Source organism: Rhizorhapis sp. SPR117 (assembly GCF_021742065.1).
Window position 1 is genome coordinate 52,515 of sequence record NZ_JAKKIE010000019.1, and the last position, 15,657, is coordinate 68,171.

Sequence of the window (15,657 nt, forward strand, 5' to 3'; positions counted from 1 at the left end):
AAGGGCGGCTCCATAGGGGTCGCCCTTTTTTGTACCGATAGCTCAGTTATTCTGAACTTCGGGCAACCGCGCCATTTGCTCTTCCCGCGACAGCGACGGTTCGCCCGTATCTTCATCCCTTTCGCCAGCCGATATAACTGTCGCGGCAACCAGGTCGCCTGTCACGTTCAACGTAGTGCGGCACATATCGAGGAACCGGTCGACACCCAGCACCAGACCGATGCCTTCTGGCGGCACGCCGACCATGCCCAGAATCAGCGCCACGACGGGCAAGGAGCCCGCTGGAACGCCGGCCGTGCCAATCCCGCCCAATATGCACACCAGCATCACCATGAACTGTTGGCTCAGCGTCAAATCGACGCCGAAAAATTGGGCGAGAAAAATGACGGTCACACCCTCGAACATTGCGGTGCCGTTCTGGTTTGCCGTGGCCCCTATGGTGAGGACGAAGCGGGCGACTTTGGGCGGCAGCTTCAATTGTTCATCGGCCACGCGCAGCGCCGTTGGCAGGGTCGCATTGGACGACGCGGTGGCAAAGGCCATGATGATTGCCTCTTCAACCTGACGGAAGAAGGTGAGTGGGGATTTCTTTGCCAGCACCACGAGCAGCACTGAAAAAACAATGAACATCTGGATCGCCAGCGCCAGCAGGACAACGCCGACATAGGCGGAAAGGCGCACCAGCAGGTCCCAGCCGAACAGTGCGGCAAGATTGAACATGAAGCAGGCGATGGCGAGCGGGGCCATCTTGATGACAATGCCGATCAGACGCATCGCGATCTCAAAAATACCCTCAATCGCATCCTTCAGCGCCCGTGAATTTGGCGTCTGCACCAGTACCAGACCGATGCCGAAGAACAGGGCGAAGAACATCACCGCCAATATGTCGTTGGCGCTCATGGCGGCAACGATGTTGGAGGGTACAATGTTGACCAGCGCATCAATGCCGGACACGCTTTCAGCCGATTGCCTGACAATGGCCTGTGCGCCCTCGCCAGCGCTGGACAGTAATTGGCGCGCGACCGTCGGATCCACACCATCGCCCGGCCGGAATAGGTTCACGATTGCAAGGCTGACAATCACGGCAATACTGGATACGACCAAGGTGTAGATCAATGTCCGCATGCCCACACGCCGCAGCGAACGGATCTCACCCATTTCGGCGATTCCGATCACCAGTGCCGAAAAGAGCAGCGGGATGACCAGCATGAAAAGCAGGCGAAGAAATATCTGGCCGATAGGACCAGTTACATAGGTAATGGTAGTTTGAACCCATTCAGCATCGGGAGCGCCAATATGCGCGATCAGGCCGAACACAAGGCCGGTCAGAAAACCGATCAGCATTTGCCATTGAAGCGAAATGCCCTTGCCGCCCTGCAATGTTGCGCTCTGTGTCATGTGCGTAATGCTCCCGCAGCCATGGGCATGGCTATCAGGCCATCGTAATTACCGCAATGCAGTCAGCCGCATTGGGCCCGGTGCAACAGCTTCTGATCGGCAAGGACAAGTGCCATCATCGCTTCGACAACGGGCATCCCGCGAATGCCTACGCACGGATCATGACGGCCCTTGGTGATGATCTGGCTCGCGTCTCCTTGCCGGTCAACCGTTTCGACCGGAATCAGGATGGAACTGGTCGGTTTGAAGGCCACGCGAAGCTTCACAGGTTGTCCCGTGGAAATGCCGCCTGCAATGCCGCCTGCATGGTTCGCCTCGAAGACCGGGCCGTCTTTACCTGGATGCATGGGATCGGCGTTCTCTTCGCCGCGCAGACGGGCAGCGGCGAAGCCATCGCCGATTTCGACGCCTTTGACCGCGTTGATTGACATGGCTGCACTGGCCAATTCGCTGTCCAGCTTGGCATAAAGCGGCGCACCCCAGCCTGCCGGAACCCCGGTTGCGACGCATTCGACGACTGCGCCCAGCGACGACCCCTCTTTGCGCGCACCATCGACCAGTTTTTCCCAGCGTATGGCGGTCTTCGCATCGGGGCAGAAAAAAGGATTGTTGTCGATTTCGGCCGGATCGAAGTTGGCAAAATCAATGGCGTCGCCGCCGATTTCAGTCACATAGGCAAAAATATCGACGTCCGGGATCACCAGCCGCGCCACCGCGCCCGCCGCGACCCGGCTGGCGGTCTCCCGCGCGCTAGACCGGCCGCCGCCGCGATAATCCCGGAAACCATATTTGGCGTCATAGGCATAATCGGCATGGCCGGGGCGATAGGATTTGGCGACGTCGGAATAATCCTTCGACCGCTGATCCACATTGTCGATCATCAGGCTGATCGGCGTGCCGGTGGTTTTGCCTTCAAACACGCCCGACAGGATGCGGACTTGGTCCGGCTCCTGTCGTTGCGTTGTGAATTTCGATGTGCCGGGCCGTCGCTTGTCGAGGAAAGGCTGGATGTCCGCTTCGCTCAATACCAGCCCCGGCGGGCAACCATCGACTACCGCACCAATGGCAGGCCCGTGGCTTTCCCCCCAGGTCGAAAAGCGAAAGACGCGGCCGAATGTGTTGAAACTCATTTGTCGAGCGCAATGTCCGGAGCGTCTTCGGCCTTCATGCCGATGACGTTGTAGCCTGCGTCGACGTGGTGAATTTCGCCGGTAACCCCGCTCGCCAAATCGCTGAGCAGATAGAGGCCCGCGCCGCCGACATCGTCGATGGTGACATTACGGCGCATGGGAGAATTCAGCTCGTTCCATTTCAGGATATAGCGGAAATCGCCAATGCCGGAGGCCGCCAATGTCCGGATCGGACCCGCCGAAATGGCATTAACGCGGATATTTTCCGGCCCCATGTCCATCGCCAGATATTTGACGGAGGTTTCCAGCGCCGCCTTGGCCACGCCCATGACGTTATAATGAGGAATGACTTTTTCCGCGCCATAATAGCTCAACGTCAGCAGGCTGCCCCCTTCGGGCATCATCGCGCGGGCGCGCTTTGCCACGGCGACGAAGCTGTATGCGGAAATGTTCATCGTCATCAGGAAGTTGTCGAGGCTGGTATCGACATATTTGCCGCGCAGCTCATTCTTGTCGGAAAAACCGATGGCATGAACAACAAAGTCAATCGTCGGCCAGCGTTCCGCAATCGTGTCGAAGGTGCGGTCAAGCGCCGTCATGTCCGACACGTCGCATTCCACCAGGAAATCATCGGAACCGAGCTCCGCGGCCAGCGGACGTACACGTTTTTCCAACGCTTCGCCTTGATAGGAAAAGGCAAGCTGCGCTCCTTGCGCCGCCAACTGCCGTGAAATCCCCCAGGCCAGTGACTTTTCATTGGCCAAACCCATGATCAGGCCACGCTTCCCCGCCATCAAGCCAGTCATTATTTTAATACCTCCTGATCGTCCGCCTGCTGATCACCCGCCGGATCTCCCTCATCAGCCGGAAATTCGGCGAGCGCCGCATTAAGCTCCGCGCCAATTACCACGCCCAGCCCAACCACAAAGAAAAAAATGAGCGTAATCATCACGCCCGCCAGACTGCCATAGGTCAAATCGTAGCCGCCAAGGCTGGAAAGCACCACGGGCAGCAGCAAAGTTGTGCCATACCACCATATCGCAGTGCATATGGCACCGGGCCATTTTGGGTATTGTTTCGCTTTGTAGGCGCTCGGGGTCAGTGAAACGAACAGGAAATATAGCGCGCCGCCCACGACCGCCATGGGCAGCAACCGTGTAGTGGAGACGATGGTAATGGCCTGGTCAGCGAAAGGCAAAAGGGCTCGCAGGAACTGTTCGAGCCCGACCAGGATCACCTGAATGCTGAAGGCGAACATTACGGCAAAGATGGAAAGGAGGATGATGCCGATCGATCCCAGCCGATATTCCCAGAATGGCCGCCCACTGGTCGTCCCATAGGCGCGGCGCAATATGTCGCGGATGGTTTCGATCAGGCTTGCCGTCGTCCACAGGCCCACCAATGCGCCCAGCCAAAGCAAATTCCCCGTGCGTGCGGTCAGCACGTCCTCAATCGGTCCGCGCAATGCATTGGCGACGCTGGGCGGCACGTTGGCCAGAAAAGTATTGACGCTGGCCATGCCGTCCTGCGTGCGTCCGAAAATCTTCGCAATGGCAACTGCTACGATGAAGAAGGGAAATAGAGCGATGAGCGAAAGGTAGGCAAGATTGCCGGCATGGATGAAGCCGTCGCTATAAACGCCGACCACAACGCGCTTTAGAACCTCGAAAGGATGCGAAACGGGCCGTGGTCGCTCCAATTGCTGCCGCACTTTGGCTCTGGCCAGATGCAATCGCTTGCGGCGCGCTTCGGGAGATTGTGGTGAGAAATCCCTCATTTTCTAGCGGCCGACGACATCACACTCCCAAAGCCCCGCGCACCTTCCGTGTGTCGCTCCAGCCTTGAAGCGTGCTTTTCAGTTTGTCGTCATCGGCGGGAATATCGATCATCAATGTAACGAACTGATCGCCGCGCACACCGTTTTTGTCATGAAAACCCTTGCCCTTAAGCCGCAATGTTTTGCCGGAGCTGGAACCGGCAGGAACGCCTAGCATCACCGGACCATCGACGGTCGGCACCTTTACCTTGGCTCCGTTCACCGCCTCATCAAGGGTGATGGGCAGTTCCAGTCTGACATTATGACCTTCGCGCGTAAAAAATGCATGCGGTTTGATTTCAATCGTGATTATCGCGTCGCCCGTGCCGCCCGGTCCGGGCTGCCCTTTGCCCGAAAGGCGCATTTGCGTCCCGTCTTCAACGCCGTTGGGCAGTTTGAGATCGATTGTCTTGCCATCCTGCAATGTAATGCGTTGCGGCGCCAGGGTGGCAGCGTCAATAAACTGGACGGGCAGACGATATGCCGCATTTGCCCCCTTTGGTGGCGGCGCGGACCGGCCAAATCCGCCGCCCGGCGCACGACGTTCGCCGCCAAACAGGCCTTCGAAAATATCGCCGAAATCACCGCTTTCGCTGTGAAATTCGAATCCGCCGGCTCCAGGCCCACCAGAACGGGCGCTGCCGCGCCCGCCGCCAAAACCGAAAGGTGCGGTCGGGTTGCCATTTTCGTCAATTTCGCCGCGGTCGAATTGGGCGCGTTTGTCCTTGTCCGTCAACAGGTCGTAGGCCTGCGTAGCGGCCGAGAATTTTTCCGTCGCCTTGGGATTGTCGGCGTTGCGATCGGGATGCAGTTCCTTGGCGAGCGTGCGATAGGCCTTTTTGATTTCGGCCTCGCTCGCGTTACGCGCCACCCCCAATGTCGTATATGGATCTGCCATTAATTGCCTTTGCCTATTCAGTCTTTCATACGGACATTTGGCGATCGAGCCTCCGTGCTTCAAGCGTTTACTGCGCCTGCTCGACTATTCGGCCCGCAATGCCTAAATGGCAAGTCATGACGACTAATCCCTTCGCCCTTTTCGACGACTGGTATGCTCAGGCCCGCGCCAGCGAGATCAACGACAGCAATGCTATGGCGCTGGCTACTGCTGATGCGCAGGGGCAACCGTCGCTACGGATGGTGCTGTTGAAAGGACACGGCCCGACCGGATTCGTCTTTTACACCAATTATGAGGGCCGCAAGGCCGCTGACCTGTTGGCCAATCCCTCTGCGGCGCTTTTGTTTCATTGGAAATCACTGCGGCGGCAGGTCCGGATCGAAGGGCCGGTGGAAAAGGTCAGCGATGCGGAAGGCGATGCCTATTTCGCTACGCGCAGCCGTGATTCGCAGCTTGGCGCCTGGGCATCGGATCAATCCCGTCCGCTTGATAACCGCGCCGCCTTTGAAAAGCGCTTTGCGGATATGGAGGCACGGTTTAAAGGCCGCGATGTGCCCCGCCCGCCGCATTGGTCGGGATTCCGTGTCGTTCCGCAGCGCATCGAATTCTGGCAGGACCGCGAACACCGGCTGCACGAACGCCGTTTGTTCGTGCGCAATGGCGACAGCTGGGATGAAGGCTTGCTATATCCATGAGCGGGCCAGCAACAACAGCAGGACGGCATGGCGTCCTTACGTCTCGCGCCGCCTTGGCCAGCGTGACCGTCGCCTTGCTGCTTCTTTCGCTCAAGGGTTATGCTGCCTGGGCGACGGGGTCTGTTGCCATGCTCGGATCGCTTGCTGACACCACGCTCGATTTTATTGCCAGTCTGGTCGCCCTCTTTGGCGTGCGCTTTGCCGCGATGCCTGCTGACCGTAATCACCGTTTCGGGCATGGCAAGGCAGAAGCGCTGGTCGCCATGTTTCAGGTGATCCTCATTATCTTTTCCGCCTTTGGCATCGGCCTGCGCGCCATTGACCGGATCGGCAGCCCGGAGCTGACCAGCAACGCCGAATATGGCATTGGGGTTTCATTAATCGCGATTGCCGCAACCTTTGCCCTGCTCGCCTATCAGCGGCATGTGATACGCCAGACGCAATCGCTCGCCATCGGTACGGATCATCTGCATTACAAGTCGGACCTGCTGCTCAACCTGTCGGTTATAGCGGCGTTGATACTGGATCAGTATCTGGGATTCGCGGGTGCGGATGCGCTGTTCGGTATCGCTATCGCGCTCTGGCTCGGTTGGGGAGCACTGCGGGCGTCCAGTAAAGCTGTCGATCAGTTGATGGACAAGGAATGGCCGCTGGAACGGCGGCAGCGCTTTATCGAGGTTGCGGGCCATCATCCCCTGGTTGCAGGCATTCACGATCTGCGCACGCGGACCAGCGGGATGCACGATTTTGCCCAGTTTCATGTTTGGGTCGATCCGCAGATGAGTATACGGGAAGCTCATCGTGTCATGGATGAAATAGAGGCGCGGCTCCGTCCCGAGTTCCCTGGCGTTGAAATCCTGATCCATCCCGATCCGGAAGGGCATGTGGATGGCGAAGGCGACCCCCTGCTGGCAAAGGACGCAGCCATATTGGTTGAGCAGGAACGAACGACATGATCCGGATTCCGTTCACCCAGGTCGATGCCTTCGCATCGCGGTGTTTTTCAGGTAATCCCGCCGCTGTGATGCCGCTTGACAGCTGGTCGCCCGATGATGTGTTGCAGGCGATCGCGGCCGAAAACAATCTGGCGGAAACGGCCTTCACGGTGCCGCTACCGGACGATGATGATGCCGATTATGAACTGCGCTGGTTCACGCCCGCTGTCGAAGTTGCACTATGCGGCCATGCGACGCTTGCCAGTGGTCACGTCCTGATGAAAGGCAACACGGTTCGTTTCCGCTCACGCCGATCCGGATTGCTGGCGGTGCGCCGTATCGGTGAGGGGTATGAACTCGACCTTCCTGCATGGGGGACCGAACCGAGGCCATTACCCGAGTTCGTAAGGGGAGTGGGTGGCACTCCCATTGAAACCCGTTGGCGCGAGGGGGGATATGCCCTGCTCATATACGAGAATGAAGCGGAGGTGCGCGCGCTGGCTCCCGATTTTCGCGCGTTGATGTCATTTGGCGATACAGTATTCATCGCAACCGCGCCGGGAAAGGACACCGACATTGTCAGTCGCGTCTTCGTCCCCGGCGGGGGCATTGATGAGGACCCTGTCACCGGATCGGCCCACAGCCTGTTGACGCCCTATTGGGCCGACAGGTTGGGTCGCGATCGCTTCACCGCTTATCAGGCAAGCCATCGGGGTGGCTACGTCGATTGCCGCTTGGCAGGCGACCGAGCGGTACTGGGTGGTCACTGCGCCACGGTAATCGAGGGTGTATTTTTGTTGTGATCTGACGGTCGGCGCCATTCCTGGTCCTGCGGAATGGCGCTGAATAGCAGTAAGCCTTATCCCTGTACGTCGTTTTGCGTTACGGGAACGATCTTGATTTCCACCCGGCGATTGGCAGCCTTGCCTTCTGTGGTCGCGTTGCTGGCGATCGGCTGGGTCTCACCATAGCCGCGCGTTGCAATCCGTGCCGACTGCACGCCCTGCATGGACAGGTAATTGGCGACCGATTGGGCGCGCCGTTCGCTCAGCCCCTGATTATAGGCGTCCGAACCGTCACTGTCGGTGTGACCATAGACGTCGATATACGTGCTCGGATAATCCTTCAGCACGTTGGCGACATCGTTCAATACTGGCTGGAACTGTGGCTGCACGGCGGCCTGGTCATAGGCAAAGGTAATGCCCGACGGCATCCGCAGCATCAAATTATCGCCCTCGCGGATAACGTCCACACCCGTGCCTGCCGTTTCCTGGCGCAGTTTCTTTTCCTGCGCGTCCATGTAGGCGCCGATACCAGCCCCCGCGACCGCGCCAATGCCAGCGCCGACGATTTTTTCGGTGCGGTCACGCTTGCCACCGACCAGATCGCCAAGGAAATAGCCACCCACAGCACCCGCTACGCCGCCGATTGCGGCCTTGGACAGACGCTGGTTGCCGGTTTCCGGATTTGTCGTGCAGGCGGCGGTCAGCAAAAAGGCGCTCATTGCGCTCGCACCCAGAATCTTGTGTGTGATGTTCATCCCTATTCCTTTGCTTATCATCTCGTTTGCGGCGAGCCACAGTCATGTAACAGCCTTGCAAGGCCGTTAGTTCCACATCCGAATTGAATGACAGATGAGAGCTTTGTTGTGAAATTGAAAGAAACACGCCAATAAGGCGGGACTATATGGAGCCCATGACACCTTTCCCGTGGATCGACGTTGCGATCATTCTGGCACTGATCGCCCTTAATGGCCTGTTCGCGATGTCGGAACTGGCGATCGTATCGTCGCGCAAGCCCCGCCTGCAATCGATGGAAAAGGCGGGCAAGCGCGGTGCGCGCACGGCAATGGACCTTGCGGCCAATCCCGGCAAATTTCTGTCCACGGTGCAGATCGGCATTACCCTGATCGGTATATTGGCCGGTGCCTATTCGGGGGCCAGCCTGGGTGGTCCTGTTGGCGAGCGGCTGGTATGGCTGGGAATCGACGTGAATACAGCCCACACAGTCGGCTTTGCACTGGTGATCACCTTGGTGACCTATGCTTCGCTGATCGTCGGTGAACTGGTGCCCAAGCAATTTGCCCTGCGTGCGCCCGAACGAATCGCGGTGCTGATGGCAACGCCCATGCTTTGGCTGGCCTATATCACCGCTCCGATCGTCTGGATATTGGACGGTAGCAGCGCCCTTATTTTCCGCCTGTTACGGATGAACCGCGAATCGCAAAGCCATGTGACGGCAGAGGAACTGCACCTGATCGTTGCTGAAGCCAGCCGCTCGGGTGTGATCGAGGAAAGTGAGCGCGCGATCATTTCGGGCGTTGTGCGCCTTGCCGACCGGCCCGTGCGTGAAGTGATGACACCGCGAACCGATATTGACTGGATTGACGCCGATGCCGATGCCGATGCCATACGCAATCGTCTGCTGGACAGCCCGCATACACGATTGCCCGTGGCGGAAGGATCGGTGGAGAATATTATCGGCGTTGTCCAGGCGCGGGATATCGTATCGGCGCAGTTCCTGGAGCAAATTCTCGACCTGCGGCAATTGATGCGTCGGGCAGAGGTTGTGCCCGATCAGCTCGACGCGATGGACGCGCTCGATCATCTGCGCAAGGCAGAGGTGCCCATGCTGCTGGTCCATGACGAATATGGTCACTTCGAAGGCATCGTGACCCCTGCCGACCTGCTGTCAGCTATCGCGGGTGAATTTGCGTCCGATCAGGATACCGGTGCGGAACCGGCACTGGTCGAGCGGAGCGACGGCAGCCTGTTGGTGTCCGGTCAAATGCCGGCCGATGCACTGGCCGAGCGGTTGGGCATAGATCTGCCCGAGGATCGGGATTATGCAACCGTCGCAGGTCATGCCCTATGGGTGCTCAAGCACTTGCCGCAAGTGGGCGAATATTTTCACGATCAGGGCTGGCGTTTTGAAATCGTCGATATGGATGGACGCAAGATCGACAAGCTGTTGGTGAGCGCGGAGTGAGGCGGGCTATTGTGGACATGATTGTCCACCGCCTGACTCAATTCTGCAACGCCCTGCCGAATTGCCCTTGCAGATTGCCATTGGGGATGATTCCTGTACGAACGGGTCAGATCAAGGAGCCCGTATCGGGTCGCAATTATATACTATCAAGGGACTGCAGGAGAGTGGCGCGCTCGTTCGTTGTTTCTGTAATGTTGCTCGCCCTCTCCACCCCTGTCGCGGCCCAGGATGTCGCGCCTCCCGATGATCGATGCGCGCAAACAGATATTGAGAGCCCCTTGGGAGAAGGCGGACTTTCGATAACACTTCCAGCCGAAGATGAGGAAGCCGTCGCATGCACCCCGACCCCTGTCGCGGTGCGGCCACCCGGCCCGGATATTTTTGGGTCGGTCGCGCTTGCAGTCGCCGCTACATCACTGGATGCGCGTTGGCGCAATGTCATGGCGGAACCGATCGAAGCGGAGGCAGGCCCGTGGCGTGGTTTGATCAGACAGGCGGCGGCGCAGAATTCCTTCCTCCGGCTTCAACTCGTCAACAATTGGGTCAACACACACGTCGCCTTTGTCGAAGACCGGGCAGACGATCACTGGGCTAATCTGACCGAAACGATTGCCCGCGGACAGGGTGATTGTGAGGATTATGCGATCGCCAAGATGCAGTTGCTCGAAAGCGCCGGCGTGCCAAGTGATACCCTGTATCTGGTGATCGTCACGGATGTGGCGCGCCACGCCGACCATGCTGTGCTTGCGGTGCGGGAGGGAACGGAAATGTTCATTCTCGACAACAATACGGATCGCGTGCTGCGGTCCCGGGATGTTGTCGATTATCGTCCGATCGTCAGTTTCAGCACGCAGTTTTCATGGACACATGGCTATCGCACGGCGGGGCAGGGGCAACTGCAAGGGATTCGAATGGTATCGCCGGACGCTGCGTCGTACTGACCATCCATTCTCCTCGCAATCAGCATTTGGGCGAGGAAACTTGAAGCCCACGGCATCTCGCCCTATGCCACGGGGATCACCAGCAGGATTTTCATGACAGAAAAAAGCATTGCCATTGTATCGCCGATTCATACCGGTGGCATAGAGCAGACGTTGGGGGCGGGTTGGACATCAACCTATGTCTGGATCAGCGCTAACAGTACCGCCATCATTATCGCAACGCTGGCTGGTATCTGCATTTACCTTTTGCTTGGGTTGGCGCGCGGGCTTGGCAAGCAGTTGCGGAACAAGAGTGACCCCTTGGGCCTGATGCCCATTATGGGCCGGGTCATTGGCAGGACCAGCCAGTTTTTCATGATCATGGTATCGGCAAAGTTGGTGGTGGACCATGCCAGTCCACCTGCGGTTATGGCCGAAACAGTCGGTTTTCTATTCACTATTTCGGCTGTTTTTCAGGGCGCGATCTGGCTGCGCGAATTGATATTGGGCATGCTGGAACGGCGTGCCGGCGATGGTGAAGGCGAAACCCTGGCCAACGCCATGGGTATCATCCGCGTGATTGTCAGCTTTGCGCTGTTTGCCATCGCCATCGTAGTCGTGCTCGACAATCTGGGCGTCAATGTCACGGGTCTGGTTGCGGGTTTGGGCATTGGCGGCATCGCTATCGGTCTTGCCGCGCAAGGGATTTTTTCCGACCTGTTCGCGGCGCTGTCGATCATTTTTGACAAGCCGTTCCTGCGCGGAGAAACAATCAATTACGACACGACCATCGCTACGGTGGAAAAAATCGGTCTGAAAAGTACGCGGTTGCGGGCTCTCACCGGGGAAAAGAAAATCATTTCCAATACCAATCTGCTGAGCAAGGAAATTACCAGCTATGCTGAGCTGGATCATCGCCGGCTGAAATTTGCCATCGGGGTCATCTATCAAACCGATCCAGATGCCGCAGCGGGCATTCCTGACCTGTTGCGAGAGATCGTTGAGGCCAACAACGCGGTCTTCATCCGCAGTGGCTTCGTCGGTTTCGGGCAAAGTTCGCTGGATTTCGAAGTGGAATTTGAAGTCTACAGCCCGAACTATGAGGAGGTGTATCAGACGCGGCACCTGATTGGCCTTGGCATATTGAAGCGTTTCAACGAAGCGGGCCTGGAATTTGCCTATCCGACGCAGACAACCTTCACCTCTGCGCCCGATGGACAGATGATCATGCCCTATCCACAGGTCATGCCGGTACAAAGGGTAGAATGAGAGGGTCGCCTACTGGCCGATTCCCCATAGCGTGCCGGGTTGCAGCAGGCCGCCCGTTTGCTTCAGCCCACCCTTGCGGTCCTTTGCCAGCAACAGCGCGCCATCCAGGTCGATCCATTTGGCCTGTTGCCCGAGCAGGAACGCGGGAGCGATGCCAAGCGATGTGCCGAGCATGCAGCCGATCATGACATCTAGTCCGCGCAACCGTGCCTTTTCCGCCAACAGCATCGCTTCGGTCAGCCCGCCAGCCTTGTCCAGCTTGATATTGACCGCCTGATAGCCTTCCAGCCGGTCAAGGTCTTCATGCGTGTGGCAGCTTTCATCTGCGCAAAAAGGAATTGGGGATTTCAGACCAAGGAGCAGGTCCTCCTCGCCCGCCGAAACTGGCTGCTCGATCAGTTCAACGCCATATTCGGCCATTGCATGGGTTTCGGCCTCAATATCGAGTTCGTCCCAGCTTTCATTGGCATCGACGATCAGGCGGGCATCGGGCGCGCCCTTGCGCACAGCCGCGACACGCTCACGATCATCCTCGCCCGTGAGTTTGCATTTCAGCAGCGTGTATGTCTTCGCCGCTTCGCGTGCGTCCGCAGCCATCTTGGCCGGATCGGCAAGACTGATCGTATAGGCAGTGACAAGCGGTTTGGGGGCGGGCAGGCCAGCCAGTTGCCACACCGGCTTGCCAGCCTGCTTTGCCTCTAGATCCCATAGCGCACAGTCCAGCGCGTTGCGCGCTGCGCCTTCCATCATGCTATCGAGTAAATCCTCACGCGTGATCGTGCGGCGTTGCTTGCCGCGCATCAGGATCGAATCGACGCACAACTCGGCAGTCTCGCCTTCATAATATATGGGTGTGCCTTCGCCCCGTCCGACATGCGTGCCGTCCGTGACTTCGCAGACGACGACGTCAACGTCCGTTTTTGCGCCCCTGCTGATGATGAAGGCGCCATCGACGTTCCAGCGCTCGACCTTTGCGGAAATAATTTCAATCATGATGCAATAGCCCTTAAAGAAGACGCCATGGAAGGCAAAGCAAAAGGCAGCAAGCTCAGGCAATTTGTTCATGCGTTGCGCATCGACGCTCACGCGATCTGGCTCGCCGTGCGCGATCCGCGCACCCCGGTGGCGCTACGCATTTTCGGTGCGCTGGTCGCCGCATATGCGCTCTCGCCGATCGATCTTATTCCCGATTTCGTGCCGGTGCTAGGCTTGATCGACGACGCGATCATCCTGCCGCTGGGCATTTGGCTGTTTGCGAAAATGGTGCCCAAACCGCTCTGGGCGGAATATAAGGCAAGGGCCGAAGCGGAAACCCAGCGCCCCATCAGCATCGCGGGCGCCGCAATGGTCATTGCCATCTGGGCTGCCATGGCGGTCCTGATCGTCTTCATGGTAACGAACTGGCAATATTATTAAGCGCTGATGTCAGTCCAGCACACAGCCGAATCCCTGCCTTAACCGCGCCGTGCGGCGGGCCATCAACGGCACGCTGCCTGTCACCGTCTTTGCGTCAGAATCATCATCAAGGCGCACCATGTCCATGCCGGATTCGATCATGTCGCCCTTGCAGCTTTCCATGCTTCGTCCCTGGATATAACGACATGAACAGGTCATTCGCGCACCATAGGCCGCGCCCGCCGCTGCCTGCGCCTTGAGATCAGGCCACGCCCAGACGAGCAGCGCCACGCCGCATGCCAGCACGAACGCCGCAATATAACTGGCCACCCGTACTTTTTTCATGCCTCCCCTTTCAACGATCGATGCTGTAAAGCACGGCCCATGAACCGCAAAATGACGATAGTGGCAAGCCTTGCTACCTGTGCGCTTGTTCCCTTTCTCCTGATGCGATCCTCTCCGGCGCAAAAGCTACCCGAATATGACGTGCAGACATCCAGCAACGTTGGTCAGATCGCGCTGGGCGATGCGATCGATTCGCTGTTCGACGATCCTGCCATGGGTGAAACCCGCGCCCTGCTGATCATGAAGGATGGGCAGATGCTTACCCAGCGTTACGCGCCCGGTTTCGGGCCGGATAGCAAGTTCATCAGCTGGTCCATGGCAAAAAGCATCACGGCCGTTCTGGTCGGCCTGATGGTGTCGGACGGGCGGCTGGTGCTTGACGCCCCCGCTCCGGTTCCCGCCTGGAGCCAGCCGGGTGATCCGCGCGGAGAGATTACATTGCGGCAGTTACTCCACATGGCATCGGGACTCGATCACATCGAAACCGGCGACCCCGCCTATAACAGCGATACGGTCCGCATGCTGTTCACCAGCGGCGCGGCTGATATGGCGGCTTATGCGGAGGCAAAACCCCTTGCAGCGCGGCCCGGCAGCGCGTTTCAATACAGCACCGCGACCAGCATCATCCTGTCCGACATCATGACCCGTGCTCTGACCCAAAGCGATGACCCGCAAGTCCGCCGCGATGCCATGATGCAATTCATGCGCGGTCGCCTGATCGAACCGCTTGGCCTTGCCAGCCTGACCCCGGAATTCGACGCCCACGGCACGCTGATCGGCGGCAGCTTCATGTATGCAACGGCAGGCGACTATGCGAAATTCGGCGAATTTCTGCGGCATGACGGTGAAGCGCAAGGACGCCAGATCCTGTCGGCCCGCTGGGTGGATTTCATGCGCGCTTCATCATCGCTTGATCCTGGATATGGCGGGCAAATCTGGCTGAACAAGCCACGGCCCAAGGGCGCCAAGGCGGCGCTGTTCCCCGGCCGAGGTCCATCCAGCCTGTTCGCATGCCTTGGACATCAGGGGCAATATATCCTGATTTCGCCTTCGCAAGGCCTGACCATCGTGCGCCTCGGCATCACAACCGAGGAAGAACAGCCTGCCGTCCGTGAGGCGCTGGCTCGGCTGGTGGAGGTGTTTCCCGCCGAGTAAGATCCTCTTCTCCGGTTAGGGAGAAGCAAAAAACATCTATGGAATGTCTGTTGCTTCCTCTTTGGCAAGGCGCCGCTCTTCGAACCATTGGCGCAGCATCGCTTGCGTGCAGCCCGTTTGTCCGTTGCTGCCGATAGCCGAGCAACTATTGGGCAGCAATTGCCGGCCCTTCCCTTCCATGGTTGCGACACGGCTGGCCCAGCCCTGGCTGCCTGTCACCGCTTTCTTTTCGCGCAGTGTTTTGGGAATGCGGTATCGCTCATTCTCGGGCTTTCGCGCACACACAACGATGGCGTCGCCCGATTCCACGGGACAGGGATCATCGCCATAGACAACAAGTGCTATCACGCGCTCGGGCGGCTCGGCCTGCGCTGCGCCAGCCATGATAGGCAGGGCGGTGGCAAACAAGGCCAAGGTGACAATTTGATGGGACCGGGGCATGACAAGACTTTAATCAGTCTCCTCAGATGAACCAGTCATGTATCCCCGCTAAACGCAGAAAGAACAGAAATATTACCGGGCGCCTTGTTCCTGCGCATTGAGCTGCTGTTCGATCGCTGCGGCTTGGGCATCCAGCTTTTCGAGCCGCTTCTGGCGCTCGGCCTCGACCAGCTTGCCCCAGCTTATATTATCGGAACCTAGTCACCCGGAACTGTAATCCACCTCATTGATTCACGCCTCTTTGAGGAGATGAACAATGCTAGGTCGGCAGG

General features: G+C 58.3%; 17 protein-coding genes. 8 read left to right on the plus strand and 9 right to left on the minus strand.

Features of this window, described 5'->3' with window-relative positions:
- Positions 1-42: 42 nt before the first annotated feature.
- The 5 genes from L3X40_RS09385 to L3X40_RS09405 all read right to left on the minus strand — a co-directional run bounded on the left by L3X40_RS09385 (position 43) and on the right by L3X40_RS09405 (position 5,242).
- The gene (locus L3X40_RS09385; RefSeq protein WP_237365383.1) at positions 43-1,398 is read right to left on the minus strand and encodes a dicarboxylate/amino acid:cation symporter; all 1,356 of its coding nucleotides are present in this window, start codon (positions 1,396-1,398) and stop codon (positions 43-45) included.
- Between the two features lie 62 nt (positions 1,399-1,460).
- Positions 1,461-2,528, minus strand: a complete 1,068-nt coding sequence (aroC, locus tag L3X40_RS09390) for a chorismate synthase (RefSeq protein ID WP_237365384.1) — start codon at positions 2,526-2,528, stop codon at positions 1,461-1,463.
- The gene (fabI, locus tag L3X40_RS09395) at positions 2,525-3,334 is read right to left on the minus strand and encodes an enoyl-ACP reductase FabI (RefSeq protein ID WP_237365385.1); all 810 of its coding nucleotides are present in this window, start codon (positions 3,332-3,334) and stop codon (positions 2,525-2,527) included. Before fabI ends, aroC begins: the two co-directional genes overlap by 4 nt.
- Positions 3,334-4,305 carry a YihY/virulence factor BrkB family protein gene (locus tag L3X40_RS09400; protein WP_237365386.1) on the minus strand — a complete coding sequence of 324 codons (972 nt, stop codon included), beginning with the start codon at positions 4,303-4,305 and terminating at the stop codon, positions 3,334-3,336. Before L3X40_RS09400 ends, fabI begins: the two co-directional genes overlap by 1 nt.
- Before the next feature lie 19 nt (positions 4,306-4,324).
- On the minus strand, positions 4,325-5,242 hold the full coding sequence (locus L3X40_RS09405) for a DnaJ C-terminal domain-containing protein (protein ID WP_237365387.1): 918 nt from the start codon (positions 5,240-5,242) through the stop codon (positions 4,325-4,327).
- 116 nt (positions 5,243-5,358) lie between these two features.
- On the opposite strand from L3X40_RS09405, the gene pdxH reads away from it, so the two are divergent.
- Genes pdxH through L3X40_RS09420 form a run of 3 tightly spaced genes read left to right on the plus strand, consistent with a single transcriptional unit; the run spans position 5,359 to position 7,675 of the window.
- Positions 5,359-5,937, plus strand: coding sequence for a pyridoxamine 5'-phosphate oxidase (gene pdxH, locus L3X40_RS09410; RefSeq protein WP_237365388.1), 579 nt, complete (start codon positions 5,359-5,361; stop codon positions 5,935-5,937).
- The gene (locus tag L3X40_RS09415; protein WP_237365389.1) at positions 5,934-6,893 is read left to right on the plus strand and encodes a cation diffusion facilitator family transporter; all 960 of its coding nucleotides are present in this window, start codon (positions 5,934-5,936) and stop codon (positions 6,891-6,893) included. Before pdxH ends, L3X40_RS09415 begins: the two co-directional genes overlap by 4 nt.
- Positions 6,890-7,675 (plus strand): PhzF family phenazine biosynthesis protein, encoded by a 786-nt coding sequence (locus L3X40_RS09420; RefSeq protein ID WP_237365390.1) that lies wholly within the window; start codon positions 6,890-6,892, stop codon positions 7,673-7,675. Before L3X40_RS09415 ends, L3X40_RS09420 begins: the two co-directional genes overlap by 4 nt.
- A gap of 56 nt (positions 7,676-7,731) precedes the next feature.
- Here the strand turns inward: L3X40_RS09420 and L3X40_RS09425 are convergent, their stop codons facing one another.
- Entirely contained in the window at positions 7,732-8,412 is a 681-nt protein-coding gene (locus L3X40_RS09425) for an OmpA family protein (protein ID WP_237365391.1), read from the minus strand.
- Positions 8,413-8,558: 146 nt separating this feature from the next.
- Between L3X40_RS09425 and L3X40_RS09430 the strand changes: the two genes are divergently transcribed.
- From L3X40_RS09430 to L3X40_RS09440, 3 genes are all read left to right on the plus strand, one after another.
- On the plus strand, positions 8,559-9,860 hold the full coding sequence (locus L3X40_RS09430) for a hemolysin family protein (protein ID WP_237365392.1): 1,302 nt from the start codon (positions 8,559-8,561) through the stop codon (positions 9,858-9,860).
- A 164-nt stretch (positions 9,861-10,024) separates the two neighbouring features.
- A complete protein-coding gene (locus L3X40_RS09435) occupies positions 10,025-10,801 on the plus strand; it encodes a transglutaminase-like cysteine peptidase (protein WP_237365393.1) in 777 nt (258 codons plus the stop codon).
- 93 nt (positions 10,802-10,894) lie between these two features.
- Positions 10,895-12,049 carry a mechanosensitive ion channel family protein gene (locus L3X40_RS09440; RefSeq protein WP_237365394.1) on the plus strand — a complete coding sequence of 385 codons (1,155 nt, stop codon included), beginning with the start codon at positions 10,895-10,897 and terminating at the stop codon, positions 12,047-12,049.
- Between the two features lie 9 nt (positions 12,050-12,058).
- Here the strand turns inward: L3X40_RS09440 and dgcA are convergent, their stop codons facing one another.
- A complete protein-coding gene (gene dgcA / locus L3X40_RS09445; RefSeq protein WP_237365395.1) occupies positions 12,059-13,042 on the minus strand; it encodes an N-acetyl-D-Glu racemase DgcA in 984 nt (327 codons plus the stop codon).
- Between the two features lie 27 nt (positions 13,043-13,069).
- On the opposite strand from dgcA, the gene L3X40_RS09450 reads away from it, so the two are divergent.
- Positions 13,070-13,465, plus strand: a complete 396-nt coding sequence (locus L3X40_RS09450) for a YkvA family protein (protein WP_237365396.1) — start codon at positions 13,070-13,072, stop codon at positions 13,463-13,465.
- Positions 13,466-13,474: 9 nt separating this feature from the next.
- Here L3X40_RS09450 and L3X40_RS09455 read toward each other — a convergent pair whose 3' ends face one another.
- The gene (locus L3X40_RS09455; protein WP_237365397.1) at positions 13,475-13,789 is read right to left on the minus strand and encodes a hypothetical protein; all 315 of its coding nucleotides are present in this window, start codon (positions 13,787-13,789) and stop codon (positions 13,475-13,477) included.
- Between the two features lie 51 nt (positions 13,790-13,840).
- On the opposite strand from L3X40_RS09455, the gene L3X40_RS09460 reads away from it, so the two are divergent.
- A complete protein-coding gene (locus tag L3X40_RS09460; RefSeq protein WP_237365398.1) occupies positions 13,841-14,944 on the plus strand; it encodes a serine hydrolase domain-containing protein in 1,104 nt (367 codons plus the stop codon).
- A 36-nt stretch (positions 14,945-14,980) separates the two neighbouring features.
- Here L3X40_RS09460 and L3X40_RS09465 read toward each other — a convergent pair whose 3' ends face one another.
- Positions 14,981-15,385, minus strand: coding sequence for a hypothetical protein (locus L3X40_RS09465; RefSeq protein WP_445177170.1), 405 nt, complete (start codon positions 15,383-15,385; stop codon positions 14,981-14,983).
- Positions 15,386-15,657 lie beyond the last annotated feature (272 nt).

Excerpts from the sequence above, each read along its gene's own strand:
- L3X40_RS09385 (WP_237365383.1), bottom strand. The coding sequence starts at position 1,398 with ATGACACAGAGCGCAACATTGCAGGGCGGCAAGGGCATTTCGCTTCAA.
- aroC (WP_237365384.1), bottom strand. The coding sequence starts at position 2,528 with ATGAGTTTCAACACATTCGGCCGCGTCTTTCGCTTTTCGACCTGGGGG.
- fabI (WP_237365385.1), bottom strand. The coding sequence starts at position 3,334 with ATGACTGGCTTGATGGCGGGGAAGCGTGGCCTGATCATGGGTTTGGCC.
- L3X40_RS09400 (WP_237365386.1), bottom strand. The coding sequence starts at position 4,305 with ATGAGGGATTTCTCACCACAATCTCCCGAAGCGCGCCGCAAGCGATTG.
- L3X40_RS09405 (WP_237365387.1), bottom strand. The coding sequence starts at position 5,242 with ATGGCAGATCCATATACGACATTGGGGGTGGCGCGTAACGCGAGCGAG.
- pdxH (WP_237365388.1), top strand. The coding sequence starts at position 5,359 with ATGACGACTAATCCCTTCGCCCTTTTCGACGACTGGTATGCTCAGGCC.
- L3X40_RS09415 (WP_237365389.1), top strand. The coding sequence starts at position 5,934 with ATGAGCGGGCCAGCAACAACAGCAGGACGGCATGGCGTCCTTACGTCT.
- L3X40_RS09420 (WP_237365390.1), top strand. The coding sequence starts at position 6,890 with ATGATCCGGATTCCGTTCACCCAGGTCGATGCCTTCGCATCGCGGTGT.
- L3X40_RS09425 (WP_237365391.1), bottom strand. The coding sequence starts at position 8,412 with ATGAACATCACACACAAGATTCTGGGTGCGAGCGCAATGAGCGCCTTT.
- L3X40_RS09430 (WP_237365392.1), top strand. The coding sequence starts at position 8,559 with ATGGAGCCCATGACACCTTTCCCGTGGATCGACGTTGCGATCATTCTG.
- L3X40_RS09440 (WP_237365394.1), top strand. The coding sequence starts at position 10,895 with ATGACAGAAAAAAGCATTGCCATTGTATCGCCGATTCATACCGGTGGC.
- dgcA (WP_237365395.1), bottom strand. The coding sequence starts at position 13,042 with ATGATTGAAATTATTTCCGCAAAGGTCGAGCGCTGGAACGTCGATGGC.
- L3X40_RS09450 (WP_237365396.1), top strand. The coding sequence starts at position 13,070 with ATGGAAGGCAAAGCAAAAGGCAGCAAGCTCAGGCAATTTGTTCATGCG.
- L3X40_RS09455 (WP_237365397.1), bottom strand. The coding sequence starts at position 13,789 with ATGAAAAAAGTACGGGTGGCCAGTTATATTGCGGCGTTCGTGCTGGCA.
- L3X40_RS09460 (WP_237365398.1), top strand. The coding sequence starts at position 13,841 with ATGACGATAGTGGCAAGCCTTGCTACCTGTGCGCTTGTTCCCTTTCTC.
- L3X40_RS09465 (WP_445177170.1), bottom strand. The coding sequence starts at position 15,385 with ATGCCCCGGTCCCATCAAATTGTCACCTTGGCCTTGTTTGCCACCGCC.